We start from the raw sequence: 20082 nt of genomic DNA, 5'->3' as shown, positions 1-20082 counted from the left end.
CGGGTGAGGGCGAAGCCGTCGCTGACCCGTTGCGCCGCGCGGCCCGGGCGTGCCCCGGTAACGCAACGAGGCTCGCCACGAGGGGGCGTGAAGCCGTCGCTGACCCGGATGCGCCGCGCGGCCCGGGCGCGCCCCGGTAACGGAACGCGGCTTGCCGCGAAGGAAGCGTGAACCCGCCGCTACCGGGTGCCCGGGACGCCGGAGCGCCGCAGCGGTACTCCTTCCGATCGACCCGATCCGGGTCCGGTGCGTTCCCGGGCCGGCGGGGGCCGCTCGCCCCGGCGCCGTGGCGCCCCGAGCCGGACATCGCCGATCATGGATACTCGCCACCATGAGCCAGACGTTCGAGCCGGTCGATCAGCCCCGGCCGTCCACCGGCCCCTGCGATCCGGTGTGGTACGCCGCGTACGGGTCCAACATGTACGCCGCGCGGCTGAAGTGCTACCTGGCGGGTGGGCGTCCGCCGGGCGGGCGGCGTATTCTTCCCGGTTGCCGGGACGCCTCCGAGCCGGCCGCCACGGCGGCGGTGATGCTGCCGGGCGGCATCTACTTCGCGCTGGAATCGTCGCAATGGACCGGCGGACTGGCGATGTACGACCCGAAGCTGCCCGGGCAGGCGGCGGCCCGCGCGTACCTGATGACGGCCGGACAGTTCGCGGACGTCGTCGCGCAGGAGATGTACCGGGAGCCGGGCGTGGACCTCGACCTGCTCGACGAGGTGGCCGCTCGCGGCCGGGTGCGACTGGGCCCGGGCCGGTACGAGACCCTGCTGCACGTCGGCGTCCGCGACGGCCATCCGGTTCTCACGTTCACCGCGCCGTGGTCGGCCGCCGACCTGGAGCCGAACGCTCCGGCGGCGGCCTATCTGCGGATGCTCGCCGGTGGCCTGCGCGAGTCGCACGGCTGGGGCCGGGAACGCATCGCCGGTTACCTGCACTCCCGGCCCGGCGTCGCGCTCGGGTGGACGCGCGAGGCGCTGCTCGCCGTGGTCGACGAGATGCTCGTCTGACCGCTGCCGGGGCACGTGGGACCGCACCGGGTGCGGCGGCACCGGCTGACCGGGCGTTGCTCGTGACGCCGGACGCGACGCAAATTCGGTGTCGCCGCGGAGACCGGACCGGTACGAAGATCCGGTGCCCTTTCTCGCACTCTTCGCGGCCATCCTGCTGCTCGGCATCGCCGACTCGATGGTCAATTCCTACATCGTCCTGTTCGGCGCCGATGTGGCCGGACTGACGCCGCTGCAGATCGGCGTGTGGTCCTCGGTCTTCGCCATCGGCGGGATCACGATCGGCTGGTGGCTGGGCCGGCTTTTCGACCGCCGGCCCGCGCGGACGTACGCGATCGTGGTGATCCTGCTCGGCTCGGCCGGCTATCTGCTGCTGCCCCGGGTCTCCAGCTTCCCGGTGTTGCTGGTGATGGCGGCGACCGCGCTCGGCGCGATGGGGGCGGCCTTCCCTCAGCTGTTCGCCCTGGCCCGTGCCGTGCTCGGGGACGGCGCCCTGGGCCGGCGTTCCGCGCCGCTGCTGCGCTCGGCCTGGTCGCTGGCGTGGGCGGTCGGGCCGTTGCTGGGCGCGCTGGTGCTGTCCCGCGGCGGCTATCCCGGGCTGCTGTGGACCGCCGCCGGGGTGTTCCTCGTCTGCGCGCTGACCGTCCTGGTGGTGCCGCGCCCGGGAGCCGCCCCGGCGGCGGCCTCGGCGCCGGGTGAGGTTCCGGTCCTGCTCACCGTGAGCGTCACGCTTTTCTTCACCGCGATGTTCGCGGGCGGGGTGGCGCTGCCGCTGTTCGTCACGCGGGCCCTGCACCAGCAGGCCGCGTCGGTCGGCGTGCTCTACAGCGTCTGTGCCGCGGTCGAGGTGGTGGCGACGCTGGGGCTGGCGGCCGTCCCGGCCCGGGTCAGCCAGCGAGCCGTGATCCTCGGTGGTTTCGCCGCGCTGGCCGGCTACTTCGCGTTGACCGTCGTGTCGTCGGGCATGCTGATGCTCGTGCTCGGCCAGGTGCTGCGCGGTGTGGGGATCGCGATCGTCGGAGCGGCCGGCATCCGCTACTTCCAGGATCTGCTCGCCCCGGCGGCCGGCCGCGCCACCACGCTGTTCGCCAACGCGTCCACCGCCGGCCTGCTGGTCTCCGGCATCCTGTCCGGCGTGGCGGTGGAGCATGCCGGCTATCGCACGACGCTGCTGCTCTGCGCGGTGACGGCTGCGCTGGGGGCGGTCGCTTTCGGACTCGGTTCCCGGTGCCAGGACGGCAGCCGGGACCTGGAGGAAGCACCCGGCGTGCGCTGAGCGGCCGTGGCCATCACCCATGCGGCCACGGCGTACCTGACGGCCGGCGCAACGCTACCCGCCGCCGACCCGCAGCACCTCGCTCAGGTGCTGACGCCGCCGGACCGCCGACTCGACCCGGACCGTCAGGACCACCATGGCCGGGAACACGACGGCGAGCACGGCCAGCCCGGCCCACGGCGGGGCCGGCGCCGGATCGTCGCTCTGGCCGGTGACCAGTCGCAAGCCCAGCGGGGCCAGGGTGAGCCGGGCGAGCAGCAGGCCGAGCAGCGGGCCACCGGCGGCGGCGAGCAGGGCGAGCGGCAGCAGCTCGGCCGCGGCGACGCGGCGCGCCTCACCGGTACGCAGCCCGAGCGTGCGCAGCCGGCTCAGGGTCTGCCAGCGGTCCGGGGCGCCGGACGCCGCCGCGAGCGCGAAGCCCAGCAGCCCGAGCACGAGCACCGTCGCGGCGGCCGTCCGGGCGAGCCGGAGCAGGCCGGTCACCAGGGCCGCGTCCTGCCTGACGCGTTCCACCTCGGCGCGGATCACGAGCGACGCGGCGTCCGCGTTCGCCTCGGCGGCCCGTTGCGCGCCGGGGCCGGTGAGCCAGATGGTGTCCGGTTCCACGGCGAGGCCGGCGGCGGTGATCGCGGCCGCGTCGACCACGACCACGTCCTCGGCGCCGTCGACCGCGGGGGCCGCGCCGACCGCGGTGAACCGGATCGGCTCGGCACCCTGGCGGGACAGCCGCAACACGCTGCCCGCCCGGACCCCGCCGTCGGCCGACCGGACCAGCGCCGGCACCGCCGCACCGCCCGTGCCGCCGGGCGGGGCGGCGCCGGGGGTGCCGGTCGTGCCGCCCGGTGCGGGGCCGGAACTGCCGGGCGGGGCGACGCCGGGGGCGCCGGTCGTGCCGCCCGGCGCGGGGCCGGAACTGCCGGGCGGCACGGCGCCGGGGGCGCCGGTCGTACCGCCCGGCGCGGGGCCGGGGTCGACCGGCAGGGCGGCGAGCGGAGGCAGCGGCGTGTCGGCGAGCAGCTCCCGGTACGCGGCGCTGTCCACCACGACCAGCCGCGCCGGCCAGGCCGCGTCGCCGACCACGAGCGGGGCGCCGTCGACGACCTGCCCGGCGACCGCGTGCCGGACGCCGGGCGCGGACGCGAGCCGGCGGGTCTGCTCGGCGGCGATCGCGGCGCCGTCCGGGGCGAGGTCCAGGAGTACGTCGCCGCCGGTCGTGCGCCACGCGCCGTCGGTCAGCCCCCGCTGCACCGTGGTGTCCACGGTCAGCGCGAAGGTGGCCAGCCCGGCCGAGGTGGCCAGCGCGAGCACCGGCAGCGCCCGCCCGGCGACCGAGGCGGCCCGCGCCGCGCCGAAGACGGCCAGCGGCTGGCTGGAGCGCAGCGCCCGCCGCAGGCCGAGTCCGGTCAGCGCGGGCAGCAGCCGCAGCAGCACCAGCGCCCCGGCGAGCACGCCCAGCGAGGGTGCGGCCGCGGGCAGCAGCACGGTGCCGCCGGTCGAGCCGAGCACCCCGCGCTGGTGCAGCAGGACCACCGCGACCGCCGCCGCGGCCAGCACCGCGAACTCCGCGGTCAGCCGGCGCAGCGCCGCGGTACGCCCGGCCCACCGCCGGGCGCTGCGGTTGGCCGGCACCCGGCGGTCCCGGGTGGCCCGGTACGCCGCGAGCACCCCGAACCCCGGCCCGGCCAGCACCGCGGCCAGCCCGGCGGGCAGCAGCCAGCCCCACGCCACCCCGCCGGCCAGCAGCCCGGCGAGCAGCCCCCCGGTCGCCGTCGCGGCGACCGTGACCAGCGCCGACTCCAGCACCAGCTCACCGCCGAGCGCGGCCAGCGACGCCCCGCGCTGCCGGGCCACGGTCAGCGCCGCCGCGCGCCGGCCGGCCAGCAGTTGCGCGGCCAGCAGCAGGACCAGCACGGCCGCCGCGCACACCGCGGCGAGCAGCACCGTCGCCTGCGCGCGGGCCGCGTCGATCTCGGCCCGGACGTCCCGCAGCACCGCGTCCAGCTGCGTTCCCCACTGCGAGTCGAACCCGCGGCTGGCCGACGAGCCGGACGACGCCTTGAGCGCCACCACGGCCGCCAGGATCCGCTGCGCCGAGTCCAGGGTCAGCACGTCGGCGTCCGGCCGGAACAGCACGGTCCGGCTCACGTCCTCGAGCCCGAAGGCGAGGCGGGCGTCGGGCAGCGACGCGGCGGTGAGCAGCCCGCCGAACCGGGTGGTGCCCGCCCCGTCCCGGCCGGCGACCGGGTCGAGCAGCCACGGAGCGGCCTGCCATGCCGGGTCGTCCCGGTCGGCGGGCCGGAAGATGCCGCTGACCCGTACGTCCTTGGGGTTGCGCTGTTCGTCCTCGACCGGCAGCCGATCGCCGGCCCGGACCCCGAGCCGCGCCGCGGCGGTCTCGGACAGGCCCACCTGCACCGGCCACGGCGGGCCCTGCCACGGCGCCTCGGCGTGGTCGTCGCCGGCACGGGCCGCGGGCGCACGGCCGGAGACCCAGACGACCGCCGGCCCCGACGTGGCGGACAGATAGTTGAGCCGGAAGCTGCGCGGCTCGGTGCCGTTGCGGATCTTCAGGTACGGCGTGTCGGTGAACTCGATCGGCGGCAGCAGCACGTCACGCAGCGGACCGAGCTCCTCCAGCGAGCGGGTGCGCAGGTCGTCGAGGGCCTCGGCGGAGCGCGGGTCGCGCAGCCGGCCGCCGTACGGACCGTCGTCGTACTCCCAGCGGGCCGCCACCCGCACCTCGGCCTGGTCACCGGCGGCCCGGACCGCCTCCCGGACGGCCTCGTCGGCGGTGCGGCGCAGCAACACCGGCACCGCCCCGGCCAGCACCGTCACCATCGCGACGACCAGGGCGGACAGCAGCAGCGGCCTGGCGTCGGCGCGGGCCCGGCCGCGGATGCTGGGCCAGTGCAGGGCGGTCCGGAGCCGGCTCATGACACCACCCGGAGCTGGGCCGCGCCGGCGCGGCGGGCCTGAGCGGCGGCGACCAGCCCGACCGCCAGGGCGCACCCGGCCACGAGCAGGCCGAGCAGCAGCAGTTGGGCCGGCCACGGCCAGACCGGCTGCACCGGCGGGACCGGCGCGGCCCCGGTCTCCGAGCGGACCAGCAGCGGCGCGACGACCCACGTGCCCAGCGCGCCGACCAGCGTGCCCGCGACCAGCAGCGGAAACAGCACCAGCGCGTGCTGGCCGAGCAGCGCGGCACGGATCTGCCGGGCGGTCATCCCCAGGCCCCGCAGCCGGGCCACCTCGACCGCCCGGTCCCGCAGGTCGTGGGTGACGTGCAGCAGCACCCCGGCCAGCGCCAGCAGCACGGCGGCCGGCGCCAGCAGGCGCAGCACGGCGGGCAGCCCGGCGTTGAGCGGGCCGGCGGTCAGCCGCGCGGTCTCGCCGCCGCGGGTGGTCACCGCGCCCAGGTGCAGGGCCGCCAGGTCGTCGCGGACCGGCTGAGCGGCCCAGTAGGCGTCCACCGGATATGCCAGGTCGCCGCGCGCGGTCAGCGCCCGCGACAGCGTGTCGAGGTCGGCCAGGACGGCGGCGGCGCCGGGCGCGGACGGCACGGACGGCACGACGCGGGCGATCCGCATCGGTACGGCGGTCGTCCCGACCGCCACGTCCAGCGTCGCGCCCGGTCCGACCCGCAGCCCGTCCGCGAGCCGCTGCGACACCACGACCGGCACCTCGGCGGGGGCCGGGAAGGCCGTGGCGACCAGGGTCAGCGCGGCTTCCGGCGGCCCGCCGAGCAGCACCGTCGCGGACATCCGCAGCGTGCGCCCGGCCCCGGTCAGCACCGGGTCGAGCAGCTGACCGGCGACCGGTCCGGCCGAGGTGGCGGCCCAGCCGGCGACGTCCCCGGCCGGGCCGGGCAGCGCGACGGTGACCGCGACCCGGCTGCGGGCCCCCAACGGCAGGTAGCCGCCCTGGGTGTCCTCCACCGGCAGGGCCACCGCGATCAGCCGCATCCCGCCGACGGGCGCGCATCCGGCGATCCGGTGCCGGGTGCCGTCCAGCGGCATCGGCGCGCCGGTGCACATGGTGCGCAGCCCGGTGCTGTCCTGCAGCAGCAGTTTCGGGGTGACGCTCAGCGGGACCGCCGCACCGGCCGTGCCGGCCAGCCCGAATGTGCCGCCGGCCGGCACCGGGATGCCGCCGGCCGGCCCGCCCGGGGCCAGACCGCGGGTCACCCCGGCCCAGTCCCGGCCGCCGCCGAGGCGGCCGCGCAGCAGCTCACCGGCGTGCGTGGTGTCCATCGCGACGAGCCGGGGCGGGTCGCCGGCCCCGAGCCACTGCCCGATCGCGATGCCGCGGCCGGTGGCCGGGCCGACCAGCCGGGCGCCGGTGGCGGCGGTGATCGCCGTACCCTGCCCGGGGACCGGCGGCGTACTCAGGGTGACCGCGAGGTCGGTGCCGACCGCCAGGTCGGCCTGGTCGTGCTGGGACCGGTCCCAGGTGGCGCCGAACGCCACCCCGAACGTGCCGGTCGCGGCGGCCAGGCAGATCAGCAGCCCGGCCGCGGCGGCCTGCGGGCGCCGGGCCGCCTCGAAGGCGGCCAGCGGCAGCGGCAGCCCGTCGGCGCGCCGGGCCAGCCGGTCGGCGATGCGCAGCGCGGGCGGCACCAGGCGCAGGGCGAGGGCGGCGCCCGCGGTCAGCAGCAGGGCGGGCGCCAGCGTCTCCAGCACGTCCGGGTCCGCCGAGCGGGCGTGCAGCTGCCACCAGCCGAGCCCGGCGAAGGCGACCAGCAGCACGTCGGCGCCGGAGCGGGCGAGCAGCTCGCGGCGGCCGCGCTCGCCGGGCGCGGCCTCGGCCTGGACCGCCGTCAGGGCCAGCACCACGGTCAGCGCCAGCGCGCCGGCCGCGACCACCAGCACCTGGGCGCCGGTCACCGTCGGCGCGGTGGCCAGCCCGGCCCCGGCCATCGGCGCCAGGTGGCTCAGGCCGCTGTGCAGCAGCACCGACAGCGGCACCGCCAGCGCCGCCGCGACCAGCGCGATCAGGCCCGTCTCGAGCAGCGCGGTGACGGCGAGCTGTATCCGGCTGGCGCCGAGGGCGGACAGCAGCGCGGTCTCCGCGGCGCGCAGCCCGGCGGTGAGCCGCCCGGCCAGAGCCAGCGCGGTCGCGGTCAGCACGGTGCCCAGCACCGCCACGGCCAGCACCACCGCCTCGGTGATGTCCTGCTGGCGGCGTTCGGCGAGCAGGGTGCCGGTCAGTCCGGAGGCGACCCGGGTGAACCGGGCCCGTTCCCCGAGCGTGCCGGTCAGCCGCGGGTCTGCGGCCAGCACGCCGCGCACCAGGGTCCGCAGCGTGGCCGGGGTGGCGTGGGACAGGTCGGGACGGGCGGCGATCTCCATCCGGCTCAGCGACGAGCCGCCGCCGAGCAGGTCGGCCAGGTCCACCAGGAACGGCCCGTACGCCGGGAAGGTGAGCATCGTGGTGCCGTCGTTGTGGTCGGGCACGTACCCGGCGCCGCCGAGCGGATCGCGGTCCCAGCCGCCGCCGGGCAGCGGCCGGGCGATGCCCACCACGGTCAGGTCGACGGCCGGGGCGGGATCGTCCGGTGGTTTCGCGGCCAGGCGCACCCGGCTGCCCACGCGCAGCCCGAGCAGTTTCGCGGTCGGCTCCAGCAGCACCGTCTCGGCGTGTGCGAGGCTCCGGCCCGGGCGCGGCCAGCGGCCGGTGACCAGCGCGGCCTTCGACGGCAGGTTCTCCACCGCGGACAGATAGGTGCGGGCCCGGTCGCGGCGGCCGGGCAGCGGGCGGGTCACCGACGAGGCGCGTACCGCGGTGCTCGCGCCGAACGGGCGCAGCGCCGAGGTCAGCACGCCGCGGGTGGCGTCGGTGACGGCGGCCGCGTCGGCGCCGGTGATCGCGGACGTGTACGCGGTGACCGTCACCGCCGCCGGGTCGGCCCGGGCCGCCGCCACCCCGAGCGCCGCCGCGGCGCTGCGGGTCACCAGCAGCGTGCACACGCCCAGCAGAGTCGCGCCGAGGGTGACCACCGCCAGCAACGCCGCCAGCACCGGCCACTGGGCGCGGGCCCGGCGGGCCAGCAGGGCGATCATCCGGCCAGCCGCCCGTCGCTGATCCGGATCACCCGGTCGGCGAGCGCCATCATCACCGGGTCGTGGGTGGACACCAGCGCGGTGACGCCCTCCGACTCGACCACCCCGCGCAGCAGGGCCATCACCGACCGGCCGGTCTCCGCGTCCAGCTGCCCGGTCGGCTCGTCGGCGATCAGCAGCCGGGGCGAGGCGGCCAGCGCGCGGGCGATCGCCACCCGCTGCTGCTGGCCGCCGGACAGCTCGCCCGGCCGCTGCTCGGCGTGCTCGCCGAGGCCGACCAGGTCGAGCAGCAGCCGCACCCGCTTCTCCCGCTCGGCCGCCGGGGTGCGGTTGAGCCGTAGCGGCGCGCCGACGTTCTCCGCCGCGGACAGCACCGGGATCAGCCCGAAGGTCTGGAAGACGTACGACACCTTCTCGCGCCGCAGCCGCGACAGCCCGTCCTCGTCCAGGGCGGTGACCTCGGTGCCGTCGACCAGCACGGTGCCGGCGTCCGGGCGGTCCAGTCCGCCGATGACGTTGAGCAGCGTGGTCTTGCCGGAGCCGGAACGGCCGACCAGCGCCACCAAGGTGCCCGGCTCGATGTCGAAGGTGACGTCGCGCAGCGCGTGCACGGCGGCCGCCGCGGCGCCGAACGTGCGCGACACCCCGCGTACGCGGACCAGCGGCGCCGTCATCGGTCGCTCCCGTCCGGACGGATCTGCACGTGGTCGTCCTCCAGGGCGAGGCGCACCCGGTTGGTCAGTCGCAACGCCTCGCGGTACTCGCGCGGCACCTGGACCCGGCCGGCCCGGTCCATCACCGCGTACTCCTCGGCGATCACGTGGGTGCCGCCGTCCTCGCCGGTGGCCGTGCGGCGCAGCACCTCGCTGCTGGTGCGCCCGTCGCGGATCGCCACGGTCCGCTCCACCTGGCCGCTGACCTCGGGGTCGTGGGTGACGACCACGACGGTCACGCCGTACCGCTGGTTCACCTCGCGCAGCGCGGCGAACACCTCGGCGGACGTGGCGGTGTCCAGCTCGCCGGTCGGCTCGTCGGCCAGCAGCACGTGCGGCCGGTTGGCCAGCGCCACCGCGATCGCCACCCGCTGCTGCTGCCCGCCGGACATCTCGGCCGGCCGGCGTTCCGCGCAGTCGGCGACGCCGAGCGCGGCCAGCAGCTCGTCGGTGCGCGCCCGCCGCTGCGCGGCCGGCCGGCGGGCGGCGACCATCGGCAGGTCGATCACCTGCCGGGCGGTCAGGTACGGCACCAGGTTGCTGGCGGTCTGCTGGCGTACGAACCCGACGGTGTGCCGCCGGTAGCGCACCCGGTCGGCGCGGGACATGGCCAGCAGGTCCCACCGTTCGACCCGGGCCCGGCCGGCGGTCGGCGCGTCGATGCCGGCCAGGATGGACAGCAGGGTGGACTTGCCGGATCCGGACGCCCCCACCACGGCGACCATCTCGCCGCGGCCGACCACCAGGTCGAGGCCCTGCAACGCCTGCACCTCGATCGATCCGGTCTGATAGATCCGGACCAGGCTCTCGCAGACGATCAGCGCTTGCATGGTTCCCCCGGCCGGCCTCGCCTCCATTTTGGGCGTGCCTTTCTACCACGCTTCCCGGTCGTTGCGATACCGGCCGGGGGTGGTGCCGAAGACCGCCCGGAACGCCTCGATGAACGCGCTCGGGCTGCGGAAGCCGCAGTCCGCCGCCACCCGGGTCACCGGCTGCCCGGCGGCCAGCAGGTGCAGCGCGTGGTGCAGCCGCAGGCGGGCCCGCCACTGCGGGAAGGTGAAGCCGGTCTCGGCGCGGAACAGCCGGCTCAGGGTCCGCTCCGCCGCGCCGACCTGGCGTCCCAGCTCGCGCAGCGACCGCTGGTCGGCCGGGTCGGCGGCGAGCATGTCGCACAGCCGCGCCAGCCGCGGGTCGGCCGGCGCGGGCAGCAGCACCGGCAGCGCCTCCGCCCGGCGCAGCTGGTGCAGCGCGACCTGCCGCAGGTGGTGGCGGTGCTCGTCGCCGAGGTCCCGGTCGTCGCTGAGCGTGCGGATCACCTCGCGCAGCAGCGGGCCGACCACCAGCACCGCCGGCTCGTCCAGGCCGGGCGGCCGCACCGCCACATCGAAGATCAGCGAGCGCATCTCGGTCGGCCCGTGCGCCTGGTGGGCGTGCGGCACCCCGGCCGGGATCCACACCGCCCGGTTGGGCGGCACCACCCAGACGCCCCGCCCGGTGGAGACCCGCAGCACCCCCTGCCGGGGGTGGATCAGCTGGTGGACGTCGTGGTCGTGCCACTCGATCCGCTCGCGATGGCCGAGCGGCCGGATCGTCGGCCCGGTCAGAATCTGGCGTTCCACCGACACAACCCGGCAGAATAACGGAAGTCCGCAGGCCCGGCAGCCGCGATTCTTTCGGGCATGACCGATTCCTGGCGACGGATGCGGTGGTGGGGCGCCGCGCACGCCGTCGACGACCTGTATCAGGGCCTCGTCCCGGCGACCCTGCCGTACTTCGTCCTCGAACATCACTACAGCTACCTGGCGATCTCCGGGCTCACCCTGGCCGCCGCGCTCGGCAGCTCGATCCCGCAGCCGCTGATCGGCGTGCTGGTCGACCGGTACCGCCTGGACTGGCTGGCCGCCGCCGGGGTGGCGCTGGCCGGGCTCGGCTTCGGACTGTCCGGGCTGGCCGGTGGCTGGTACCCGGCGGTGTGGACGCTGATCCTGCTGTCCGGGCTGGGTGTGGCGATGTTCCACCCGGCGGCCGGCCGCGCCGCGCGGGAGGCGGCCGGGGACAGTGCCGGGGCGATGAGCGTGTTCGCCGCCGGCGGCAGTGTCGGCTTCTTCCTGGCCCCGGTCCTGGCCACGCCGGTGCTGGTCGGTCTGGGCGTTCCGGCGACCGTGCTGTTCGTGCTGCCCGCGCTGGTCGTCGCGGGGCTGCTGCTGCGGCGCCGGGCGACGGCCGCGGCGGTGGCGCGGACCGTGCCGGCGCCGCCCGGGGCCGACCGGTGGTGGCCGTTCCTGGCCCTGACCGGCATCGAGGTGGTGCGCTCGGCGGCGTTCTTCGGGGTGAACACCTTCATCGAGCTGTACTGGCTGCGGCACCTGCACGCCGGGCACGCGGCGGCCGGGGCGGCGCTGGCGGTGTTCCTGGTCGGGGGAGTGGCCGGCACGCTGCTCGGCGGGCGGATCGCGGACCGGGCCGGCTCGGTGCGTACGGTGCAGGCGGGCGCTCTGGCCGGGTTGCCCGCGCTGGCCGGCCTGGCCTTCACCAGCGGCCCGGTCCTGCCGATGATCTTCGCCGGGCTGGCCGGCGCGGCGCTGAACGTGCCATTCGCCGTGCTGATCAAACTCGGTCAGGACTACCTGCCGTCGCGGCCCGGCACGGCCGCCGGGGTGACCCTGGGACTGGGCGTTAGCATCGGCGGGCTGTTCGCCCCGCTCTTCGGCCTGACCGCCCAGCACCACGGCCCGGGCGGGGTCCTCGCCCTGATCTGCCTGGCTCCGATCCCGGCGTTCCTGCTCGGGCTGGCGCTGACCGAGCCGTCCCGGGCCCGGCGCCCGGTGGCCGTGCCGCGCTGACCGCTCACGACCCGGCGACCGGGCCGGCGGTCAGCATCGGCCGACAGGTGCGTCAGCTGGTCAGGATCACCAGCCGCTGCGTCGCCCGGGTCATCGCGACGTAGCGGTCCACCGCGCCGGTCACGCCCGCGCCGAACCGCTCCGGATCGACCAGCACGACCAGGTCGAACTCCAGGCCCTTGGTCAGCTCCGGGCGCAGCGAGCGCACCCGCGGCGCCGCCACGAACGCCGGGTCGCCGATCACGCACGCGACGCCTTCGGCGTTGGCCGCCAGCCACCGGTCCAGGATGTCGCGCAGGTCGGCGGCCCGTGCGTGTACGACCGGTTGCCCGTTGCCGCGGATCGACACCGGCACGTTGGCGTCCGGCAACACCGCCCGGATCACCGGCTCGGCCTGCGCCATCACCTCCGCCGGGGTCCGGTAGTTGACGGTCAGCGGCGCCAGCGTGATGCGCTCCAGCCCGATGCGCCGCAGCCGCTGCTCCCACGACTCGGTGAAGCCGTGCCGGGCCTGGGCACGGTCGCCGACGATGGTCAGGCTCCGCGACGGACAGCGCAGCAGCAGCATCCGCCACTGCGCGTCGGTCAGCTCCTGCGCCTCGTCCACCACGATGTGCGCGAACGGGCCGGCCAGCAGATCCGGCTCGGGCCGCGCCGCCGGGTCGTCCCCGGCCAGCACCTCCCGCAGGTCCGGCTGGCGCAGCATGGTCATCAGGCCCTCGCCGTCGTCGTACTCGTGCGAGGCGATCAGGTCGTCGACCACCCGGTCCATGTCGGCGCGCCGGGCGGCGGCCGCGACCTGCTCCCGCCGTCGTCGGCGCGCCGCCCGCGGGTCGCCGAGCCGCTGCCGGACCGCGTCCAGCAGCGGCAGGTCGGCGACCGTCCACGCGCGCGGGTCGGCGCGTTGCAGCGTGCGGATCTCGTCCACGCTCAGCCACGGCGCGCACCGGCGCAGGTAGGCCGGCACCGACCAGAGGTCGGCGACCAGGTCGGCCGCCTCCAGCAGCGGCCAGGCCCGGCCGAACGCGGTGACCAGCTCCCGGTTGCCCAGCAGCGACTGCCGGACCAGGCGCTCGGGCTCGTCGCCGGCGTAGCGCTCCAGCAGCATCGTGACCAGCTCGTCCCAGATCCGGTCGCGGGCCTCATTGTGCGGGGTGCCCGGGTCGGCCGCCTGGAAGGCCTCGGCCCAGTCCGCGGCGCTCAGGCGCAGCTCGGCGTCGTGGGTCGTCACGGTCAGGCCGGTGGCCGGTGGCTCCTCGTAGAACCGGACCGCCGCCTCCATCGCCTCCACCAGGCGCGCCGACGACTTGAGCCGGGCCACCTCCGGGTCGGTCTCCGGCGCCGCCGTGGCGCCCTCGGCGACCAGGTCACGCAGCGTGCAGGTCTGCACGTCGTCCTCGCCGAGGCCGGGCAGCACGTCCGACACGTACGCCAGGTACGGCTCGTGCGGCCCGACGAACAGCACACCGCCGCGCCGCCGGCCCAGCCGCGAGTCGGTGTACCGCAGGTACGCGGTCCGGTGCAGCGCCACCACGGTCTTGCCGGTGCCCGGCCCGCCGTCCACGACCAGCGCCCCGGACGACCCGGCCCGGATGATCGCGTCCTGGTCGGCCTGGATGGTGCCGAGCACGTCGCGCATCCGCGGTGACCGGCTGGCGCCCAGGCTGGCGATGAACGCCGACTGGTCGTCGAGCGCGGCGTGCCCGTGCAGCGCGTCCGGGGTGAACACCTCGTCCCAGTAGTCGATGATCCGCCCGTCCCGCCAGCGGTACCGGCGGCGGCTGGCCAGGCCGGTCGGGCGGGCGTGGGTGGCGCCGAAGAACGGTTCGGCGGCCGGCGAGCGCCAGTCGACCAGCAGCCGCCCGCCCTGCCCGTCGGTGAGGCCGAGCCGCCCGATGTAGACCGTCTCGCCGTCCGCCCGCACCATCCGCCCCAGGCACAGGTCCAGGCTGAACCGGCGCAGGGCGCGCAGACGGGCGGTCATCTCCCGGACCGCGTCGTCACGGTCCACCGCCTGCCGGCCCCGTCCGGCCGGCGCCCGGCGGGCGGCGTCCAGACGCTCGGACAGTTCGGCGATCGAGCGCCCGAGGTTGCCGGCGATCGCGGTGAAATGCTGCTCGTCCCCGGCGATCAGCGCCGGGTCGTTCTTGGCGGCCAGGTTCGGCGGCAGGCGGAACACGGTCACGGCCGCAGCTCCTCGACCAGCAGCTGGGCGGCGACGCCCGCGCCGTCCGGGTACCTCACGGCGGCGGCGTGCGCCGCGGTCTGCGGTTCGCACGCGACGCGCAACGCCGCGGGAAGCTCGTCGGGGCCGGCCGCCACGGCGCCGATGCCCGGCACGTCCGGCCCGGAACCCTCCGGCCACGGGCCGAGCAGCGGGTCGGTGGCCAGCCACGGCGGATCGGTGAGGCCGTAGTCGCGGACCCCGGCCACCGGCGGCAGGCCGTGCCGGGCCCGCTCGGCGCCCGGAGCCGCGGCGAACAGCGCCTCGGCGTCCCGGGCGGCACGGTCCCGAAGCAGCCGGTTGTCGGTGACCGCCGGATCCAGCGGAGGCGCCGGCCGGGCGATCGGCGGCTGGCACGGCGACGGCAGCGAGGTGGGCTGCAGGGCCGCGTACCCGTACCGGACCCCGTGCCGCTCGGCCACCGACCGCGCCGCGGTCACCGCGGGCAGGATGCCGCAGGCCAGCAGCGGGTCGGCGCCCTCGACCAGGGCGGGCAGCTTCGCGAACTGCTCGGCGACGAGCCGGGCGGCCCGGGCCGGCACGCCACCCGCCGAGGCCGGCGCCGCGCCGGTCAGCAGCGCCCGCGGCGAGTCGCCGACCGCGACCGGTGGCACCCCGGCGCGGGCGAACCGCTGGGGATCGTCCGGGGGAGCGCAGAAGGTCACCTCCGCGCCGGGCTCCCGCAACCGCGCCGCCAGGCCGACGAGTGGCTCGACGCCCCCTCGCGAGTCGTACGTCGACAGCACCACGCGCACGCTGGTCCCCTTCGCCACTCACCGCTTCGACCGGGCGATTGTGCAGGAGAAACCGGGGCTTGCCGCAAGACCCCCGGTGTGCTATAGGTTAGAAATGGGAAGTGGTGCGTTCTCCCCTTCCTGTCGCGTTTCTCGGCGCTCGGCAATTCGACATGCCATCCCATTCACATGCCCGCATGTCGACGTGTGTGGATCGGGTAGCCCGTGCGTCCGCACCGACCCGGCAGCGCCCCCACCACGGCCACGCAGGCCAGGAGGAACACCTTCGCGGCGAACCCGGCGCCGCCCCGGTGACCGGCCCGCAGCAGGCCCGGCGGCCGGAAAGCCGGCCGCCGGGTCGGCGCCGGGGTCCGCGGGATGCGCCGGCCCGGCGCTGCGCGGCGTCAGGTGCCGCAGAAGGTGCGGTAGGGACCGAAGTCGCCGGGGGCGGGCTCGGCGTACCGGGTCAGGCCGGGCCGTTCCCGGAACGGGTCGGAGACCGCCTCCAGCAGCCGGCGCGCCGGCGCCAGGTCACCGCCGACGGCCGCCGACAGCGCCTCCTCCACCAGGTGATTGCGCGGAATGTAGAGCGGGTTGACCCGATCCATCGCCGCGGCGTCCGGAGACAGGGCCCGCCAGCGCGGCAGCCACGAGTCGAAGCCGGCCGGGTCGGCGAAGAGGGCACGCGCCGGCTCGGCGTCGCCCCGGGCGGCGGCCGACAGCGTACGGAAGAAGGTCGTGTGATCGACCCGCGCGCCCCGCAGCAGGACGGCCAGCTCGTCCACCAGCGACTGTTGCTCCGCGTCAGCGGAGAGCCCCAGCTTGGCCCGCATCCCGGCGGACCACGCCGCGTCGAACGCCGGCCCGAACCGCTCCAGCGCCTGCACCGCGAGCGGGATGGCCTGCTGCTCGTCGTCGTGGATCAGCGGTAGCAGCGCCTCCGCGAGCCGCGCCAGGTTCCACTGCCCGATGCCCGGCTGGTTGCCGTACGCATACCGCCCACCGGTGTCGATCGAGCTGTACACCGTCGCCGGGTCCACCGCCTCCATGAACGCGCACGGGCCGTAGTCGATGGTCTCGCCGGAGATCGTCATGTTGTCGGTGTTCATCACCCCGTGCACGAACCCGACCAGCATCCACTGTGCGATCAGTGACGCCTGCGCGGCCACCACGGCGTCGAAGAAGGCCAGGTAGTCGCCCGCGGTGGCGGGGTGGTGGCGGCTGATCGCGTGATCGGCGAGCCGGCGCAGCAGGCCGAGATCGCCGGTGGCCCGGGCGTACTGGAAACTGCCGACCCGCAGGTGGCTGGCCGCCACCCGGGCCAGGACCGCGCCGGGCAGCGGCTCCTCGCGGTAAACCGTGCGGCCGGTGGCGACCACGGCCAGCGACCGGGTGGTCGGGATGCCCAGCGCGTGCATCCCCCGGCTGACGATGTGCTCGCGCAGCATCGGGCCGACCGCGGCCAGCCCGTCGCCGCCGCGCGCGAACGGGGTCCGGCCGGAGCCCTTCAGGTGCAGGTCACGGCCGTCGATCTCACCGAGCAGCAGGGCACGGCCGTCACCCAGGCGCGGCGAGTAACCACCGAACTGGTGCCCGGCGTACGCCTGCGCCACCGGCTTCGCGCCCGCGGGCAGGTCGACGCCGGTGAGCAGGCCGGCGGTGAGCCACTCCGGGTCCAGGCCGAGCTCGGCGGCCAGCTGTTCGTCGGCGACGAGCACCCGTGGGTCGGGGGCCTCCTCGGCCCGCCAGGGGATCGCCATCTCCGGCAACTCGTCGGCGAACCGGTGCGTCAGGGTCAGGGCGGGGCAGGAAACATCCACCCGTCGACGTTACCCGCGACAGCCGCGACCATGCCGGTGGCCGGTCCTGCGCCACCCCTGCCCGGTCCTGCGCCACCGGCGGCCGGTCCTGCGCCACCCCTGCCCGGTCCTGCGCCACCCGCGGCCGGTCGCGCACCACCGGCGGGCGGGTGCGCCACCCGCGACCCGGGCAGCTCCGATCGCTGCGGAGCGCGGCGTGGAGCGCCCCGGAGCGCGGCGTGGAGTGCGCCTCGGAGCGCGGCGTGGACCGCTGCCGGCGCTCTCCGGGGCGACACGCCGTCGCGCGGTGGACCCCGGGGCCGCCGGGCGGGGCCGGGGGACAATGGACCCATGACCAACACCCAGCTCAGCGGCACGGTGCCGCGCCAGGCGCGGGCCCGGGCCACCCTCCTCGGGTACGCGATGAGGGCCCTGCGCACCCTGCCGCGCCCGGTCCAGCGCGCCGTGCTGAACGGCGCGACCGCGGGCGAGCTGCCGCCGGTGGCGGAGTTCGTCCGGATGCTGGAGGTCGCCGGCGCGATGCCGGACCCCGGCCCGACCCATGCCGAGCTGCTCGCGCGGTTCCCCGAACTGGCCGCCGTCGAGGTCAGCGAGCCGGCGATCGAGGGCGTCCCGGCCCGCCTCTACCGGCTGCCCGGCGGCGACCCCGAGGCGGCGCTGGTCTGGGTGCACGGCGGCGCGTTCGTGCAGGGCACACTGCGGATGGCGGAGGCGCACTGGACCGGGCTGAGTCTGGCCGCGCGCGGCATCCCGGTGCTGTCGCTGGACTACCGCAAGGCGCTGCACGGCGTCTGCTACCCGGCGCCGTCCGACGACGTGCTCACCGGCTGGCGGTGGGCGGTCAGCCAGCCGGACCTGCTCGGCGTGCCGGCCGCCCGGATGCATCTGGGCGGGGCCAGCGCGGGCGGCAACCTGGCCGCCGGGGTGGCCAAGCGGCTGCGCGACGGCGAGGGCCGCCCGCCGGCGTCGGTGGTGCTCGCCTACCCGGTGCTGCACCCGGAGATCTCCGGGTGGGACGCCGCCGCGCTGGCGGCCATCCGTGACCGGCCGGGCGCGGTGTACTTCTCCCCGGCGTGGGTGCGGGACCTGAGCGCGCACTACGCGGGGGCGGCCGGGCCGGCCGATCCGTACGCGTTCCCCGGCCTCGGCGACCTGGTCGGCACCCCGCCCACGCTGATCGTCAACTGCGAGGCGGACACCCTGCGCCGCTCCGGCGAGCTGTATGCCGAGCAGCTGCGCGCCGCCGGGGTGAGTACGAGCGTGCACCTGCTGCCGGGCGCCCCCCACGGCACCCTGAACGAGCCGTTCACCGACGCCGGCCTGCGTACCGTGGACCTGCTCGCCGCCTGGTTGCGGCGCCCGGCCACCTGATCCGTCGCCGCCGGTGTCGCCAGGCGGCCGGGACAGCGGCACCTATTGATCGACTAGTACCCTGACGCGCTCACAGGTTCTTCTCAGGTCACGAGGTGCTGATGTCCCACCCGCAGCCCGCCCCGTGGGGCGGCGCGCCCGCCGCCCCCGCCCCGGGCGGATACCCCGCTCTCGGCGCCCATCCCGGGTCGGCACACCCCGGCCAGCAGCCGACCGGCTACCCCGCGCCGGCCGGTTACCCCGCGCCGACGGGTTACCCCGCGCCGGGCGGCCACCCCGCGCCGGGCGGTCCGCCCGCGACCGCGGGTCAGCCGGTTCCGGCCGGTCAGCCCGCGCCGGGCGGGCAGCCGGGCTACGCCGCGCCGGGCCAGTACGCCGGTCCGGCCGCCCACGGCGCGCCGGTCGGGCACGAGCTGCCGGCGCCGTACTCGGCTCAGCCGGACCCGGCGGTGGCCGGATATCCGGCGGCACAGCCCGGCCACCCGCCGCAGGGGATGCTGGCCTGCCGCTTCTGCGGCTCGGTCCCGGCCGCCCGGGCGACGTTCCGGGGACACCAGGGCATGGTGGTCATCATGCGGTTCCTCAGCAACGAGGGCCCGTTCTGCCGCGACTGCGGGCTCGGCGTCTTCCGGCACATGACCTCGCGCACGCTGGTCCAGGGCTGGTACGGCTACGGCTCGTTCATCATCACGCCGTTCACCGTGCTGATGAATCTGATCCGGCGCGGTCGCGTGGCCAAGCTGGCGACACCCCAGCCCAACCCGTACGCGCCCAGCCGACCGCCGATGGACCCCGGCCCCCGCCTGCTGGAACGCCCGATGACCTGGATCGGGATCATGATCCCGATCGTCCTGTTCGGCCTGATCGCCTTCGCCGCGACACAGAACTGACCGGCGGCCGTGCCGGCTTCTCCCCGCCGATCCGTGCCGGACGGCAGGAGCAGCCGGGGCGGCCGGTCAGCCGTGCCGGGGCGGCCAGGGCGGCCGGTCCGCAGTGCCCGGACGGCCGGAGCGGCCCCCGCCGCGCGGGCGCGTCCGGACCCCGGCACGTCGCGCAGCCCCCCGCTCCCGGCGGTCCCGCCCGATCAGAGGAACTCGCGGCGGTACATGTCGATGAACTCGGCGTAGTTCGGGCCGATGTTCGCCACGTACACCTCGTCGAACCCGGCCTGCTCGTAGGCCTTGAGCTGGGCGGCGTGCCCGGCCGGCTCCGGCCCGCAGACGATCGCCTCGCGGATCGCGTCCGGGGTGACCAGCTGGCTGGCCTGCTCGAAGTGCCGCGGCGACGGCAGCACCTGGGACAGCTCACCGGGGACGCCGGCGTTCGCCCACAGCCGGTGCGCGATCTCCACGCCCTGCTCCTCGGTCGGCGCCCAGCAACCCTTGAAACCGCCCTGCGCCGGCTTGCCGGCCCCGCCCGCGTCCCGGAACTGCTGGAGCAGGTCGCCGTCCGGCATGGTGGAGACGTAGCCGTCGCCGATCCGCCCGGCGACCTGGAGCGCCTTCGGGCCGAAGGCCGACACGTACACCTTCGGCGGCGTCTGCGGCAGCGTGTAGAGCCGGGCCTGGTCCACCCGGTAGTGCTTGCCGTGGTGGGTGACGAAGCCGCCCTTCCACAGCTCGCGCATCACCTCGACGGCCTCCTCGAGCATCTCCAGGCGCTCGTCGGCGAACGGCCACCGCTCCCCGGTGATGTGCTCGTTGAGCGCCTCCCCGGTGCCCACGCCCAGCACGAACCGGCCGTCGTGCAGCACCGCGCTGGTCGCCGCCGCCTGCGCCACCACGGCCGGGTGGATACGCAGGATCGGGCAGGTCACCGCGGTGGTGACCGGGATGGTGACGACCTGGCTGAGGGCCCCGAGGATCGACCACACGAAGGGGCTCTGGCCCTGCGCGTCGTTCCACGGGTGATAGTGGTCGGAGATCCACAGCCCCTGGAAGCCGGCGTCCTGCGCCAGCTTCGCCTGCTCGATGAGCTGGGCGGGGGAGTATTCCTCACAGGACAGGAAGTATCCGATTCGCATACCGGCCGGA

The 20082-nt window shown here is 76.4% G+C and carries 14 protein-coding genes; 5 read left to right on the top strand and 9 right to left on the bottom strand.

The genetic code is table 11. The annotated features are described in order from the left end of the window. The first annotated feature begins 331 nt into the window (after positions 1-331). Together ACTEI_RS18625 and ACTEI_RS18620 are read left to right on the top strand one after the other, a co-directional pair. Positions 332-1009: a histone deacetylase gene (locus ACTEI_RS18625; RefSeq protein WP_122978822.1), complete on the top strand. Its 678-nt coding sequence runs from the start codon at positions 332-334 to the stop codon at positions 1007-1009. Between the two features lie 124 nt (positions 1010-1133). Further along, positions 1134-2285 carry an MFS transporter gene (locus ACTEI_RS18620; protein WP_122978821.1) on the top strand — a complete coding sequence of 384 codons (1152 nt, stop codon included), beginning with the start codon at positions 1134-1136 and terminating at the stop codon, positions 2283-2285. 54 nt (positions 2286-2339) lie between these two features. Here ACTEI_RS18620 and ACTEI_RS39000 read toward each other — a convergent pair whose 3' ends face one another. Genes ACTEI_RS39000 through ACTEI_RS18595 form a run of 5 tightly spaced genes read right to left on the bottom strand, consistent with a single transcriptional unit; the run spans position 2340 to position 10676 of the window. After that, a complete protein-coding gene (locus ACTEI_RS39000) occupies positions 2340-5219 on the bottom strand; it encodes an ABC transporter permease (RefSeq protein WP_122978820.1) in 2880 nt (959 codons plus the stop codon). Then, positions 5216-8344: an FtsX-like permease family protein gene (locus ACTEI_RS18610; RefSeq protein ID WP_122978819.1), complete on the bottom strand. Its 3129-nt coding sequence runs from the start codon at positions 8342-8344 to the stop codon at positions 5216-5218. Before ACTEI_RS18610 ends, ACTEI_RS39000 begins: the two co-directional genes overlap by 4 nt. Next, positions 8341-9018, bottom strand: a complete 678-nt coding sequence (locus tag ACTEI_RS18605) for an ABC transporter ATP-binding protein (protein ID WP_122978818.1) — start codon at positions 9016-9018, stop codon at positions 8341-8343. Before ACTEI_RS18605 ends, ACTEI_RS18610 begins: the two co-directional genes overlap by 4 nt. Beyond that, positions 9015-9887: an ABC transporter ATP-binding protein gene (locus tag ACTEI_RS18600; protein WP_203723678.1), complete on the bottom strand. Its 873-nt coding sequence runs from the start codon at positions 9885-9887 to the stop codon at positions 9015-9017. The genes ACTEI_RS18605 and ACTEI_RS18600 overlap by 4 nt, the downstream gene beginning before the upstream one ends. A 42-nt stretch (positions 9888-9929) precedes the next feature. After that, positions 9930-10676: an AraC family transcriptional regulator gene (locus tag ACTEI_RS18595; protein WP_239082423.1), complete on the bottom strand. Its 747-nt coding sequence runs from the start codon at positions 10674-10676 to the stop codon at positions 9930-9932. 60 nt (positions 10677-10736) lie between these two features. Here ACTEI_RS18595 and ACTEI_RS18590 point away from each other — a divergent pair, with 60 nt between their 5' ends. Further along, a complete protein-coding gene (locus ACTEI_RS18590) occupies positions 10737-11900 on the top strand; it encodes an MFS transporter (protein ID WP_122978816.1) in 1164 nt (387 codons plus the stop codon). A gap of 52 nt (positions 11901-11952) precedes the next feature. Here the strand turns inward: ACTEI_RS18590 and helR are convergent, their stop codons facing one another. The 3 genes from helR to ACTEI_RS18575 form a co-directional block, all read right to left on the bottom strand. Then, entirely contained in the window at positions 11953-14085 is a 2133-nt protein-coding gene (gene helR, locus ACTEI_RS18585; RefSeq protein WP_122978815.1) for an RNA polymerase recycling motor ATPase HelR, read from the bottom strand. Further along, a complete protein-coding gene (locus tag ACTEI_RS18580; protein WP_145831032.1) occupies positions 14082-14879 on the bottom strand; it encodes a glycosyltransferase family 1 protein in 798 nt (265 codons plus the stop codon). Before ACTEI_RS18580 ends, helR begins: the two co-directional genes overlap by 4 nt. A gap of 383 nt (positions 14880-15262) precedes the next feature. After that, positions 15263-16678, bottom strand: a complete 1416-nt coding sequence (locus ACTEI_RS18575) for a protein adenylyltransferase SelO (RefSeq protein WP_122978813.1) — start codon at positions 16676-16678, stop codon at positions 15263-15265. Positions 16679-17008: 330 nt separating this feature from the next. On the opposite strand from ACTEI_RS18575, the gene ACTEI_RS18570 reads away from it, so the two are divergent. Together ACTEI_RS18570 and ACTEI_RS18565 are read left to right on the top strand one after the other, a co-directional pair. Continuing rightward, complete coding sequence (locus tag ACTEI_RS18570; protein ID WP_122978812.1) at positions 17009-18049, top strand: alpha/beta hydrolase; 1041 nt, start codon at positions 17009-17011, stop codon at positions 18047-18049. Between the two features lie 101 nt (positions 18050-18150). Continuing rightward, complete coding sequence (locus ACTEI_RS18565; RefSeq protein WP_145831034.1) at positions 18151-18939, top strand: hypothetical protein; 789 nt, start codon at positions 18151-18153, stop codon at positions 18937-18939. A gap of 194 nt (positions 18940-19133) precedes the next feature. Here the strand turns inward: ACTEI_RS18565 and ACTEI_RS18560 are convergent, their stop codons facing one another. Next, positions 19134-20072, bottom strand: coding sequence for a TIGR03557 family F420-dependent LLM class oxidoreductase (locus tag ACTEI_RS18560; RefSeq protein WP_122978810.1), 939 nt, complete (start codon positions 20070-20072; stop codon positions 19134-19136). Between the last annotated feature and the right edge of the window lie 10 nt (positions 20073-20082).

Source organism: Actinoplanes teichomyceticus ATCC 31121 (genome assembly GCF_003711105.1).
GTDB classification, from domain to species: Bacteria; Actinomycetota; Actinomycetes; order Mycobacteriales; family Micromonosporaceae; genus Actinoplanes; species Actinoplanes teichomyceticus.
The sequence above is the reverse complement of the archived record's forward strand: the minus strand, read 5'-3'. Positions and strand labels throughout refer to the sequence as shown.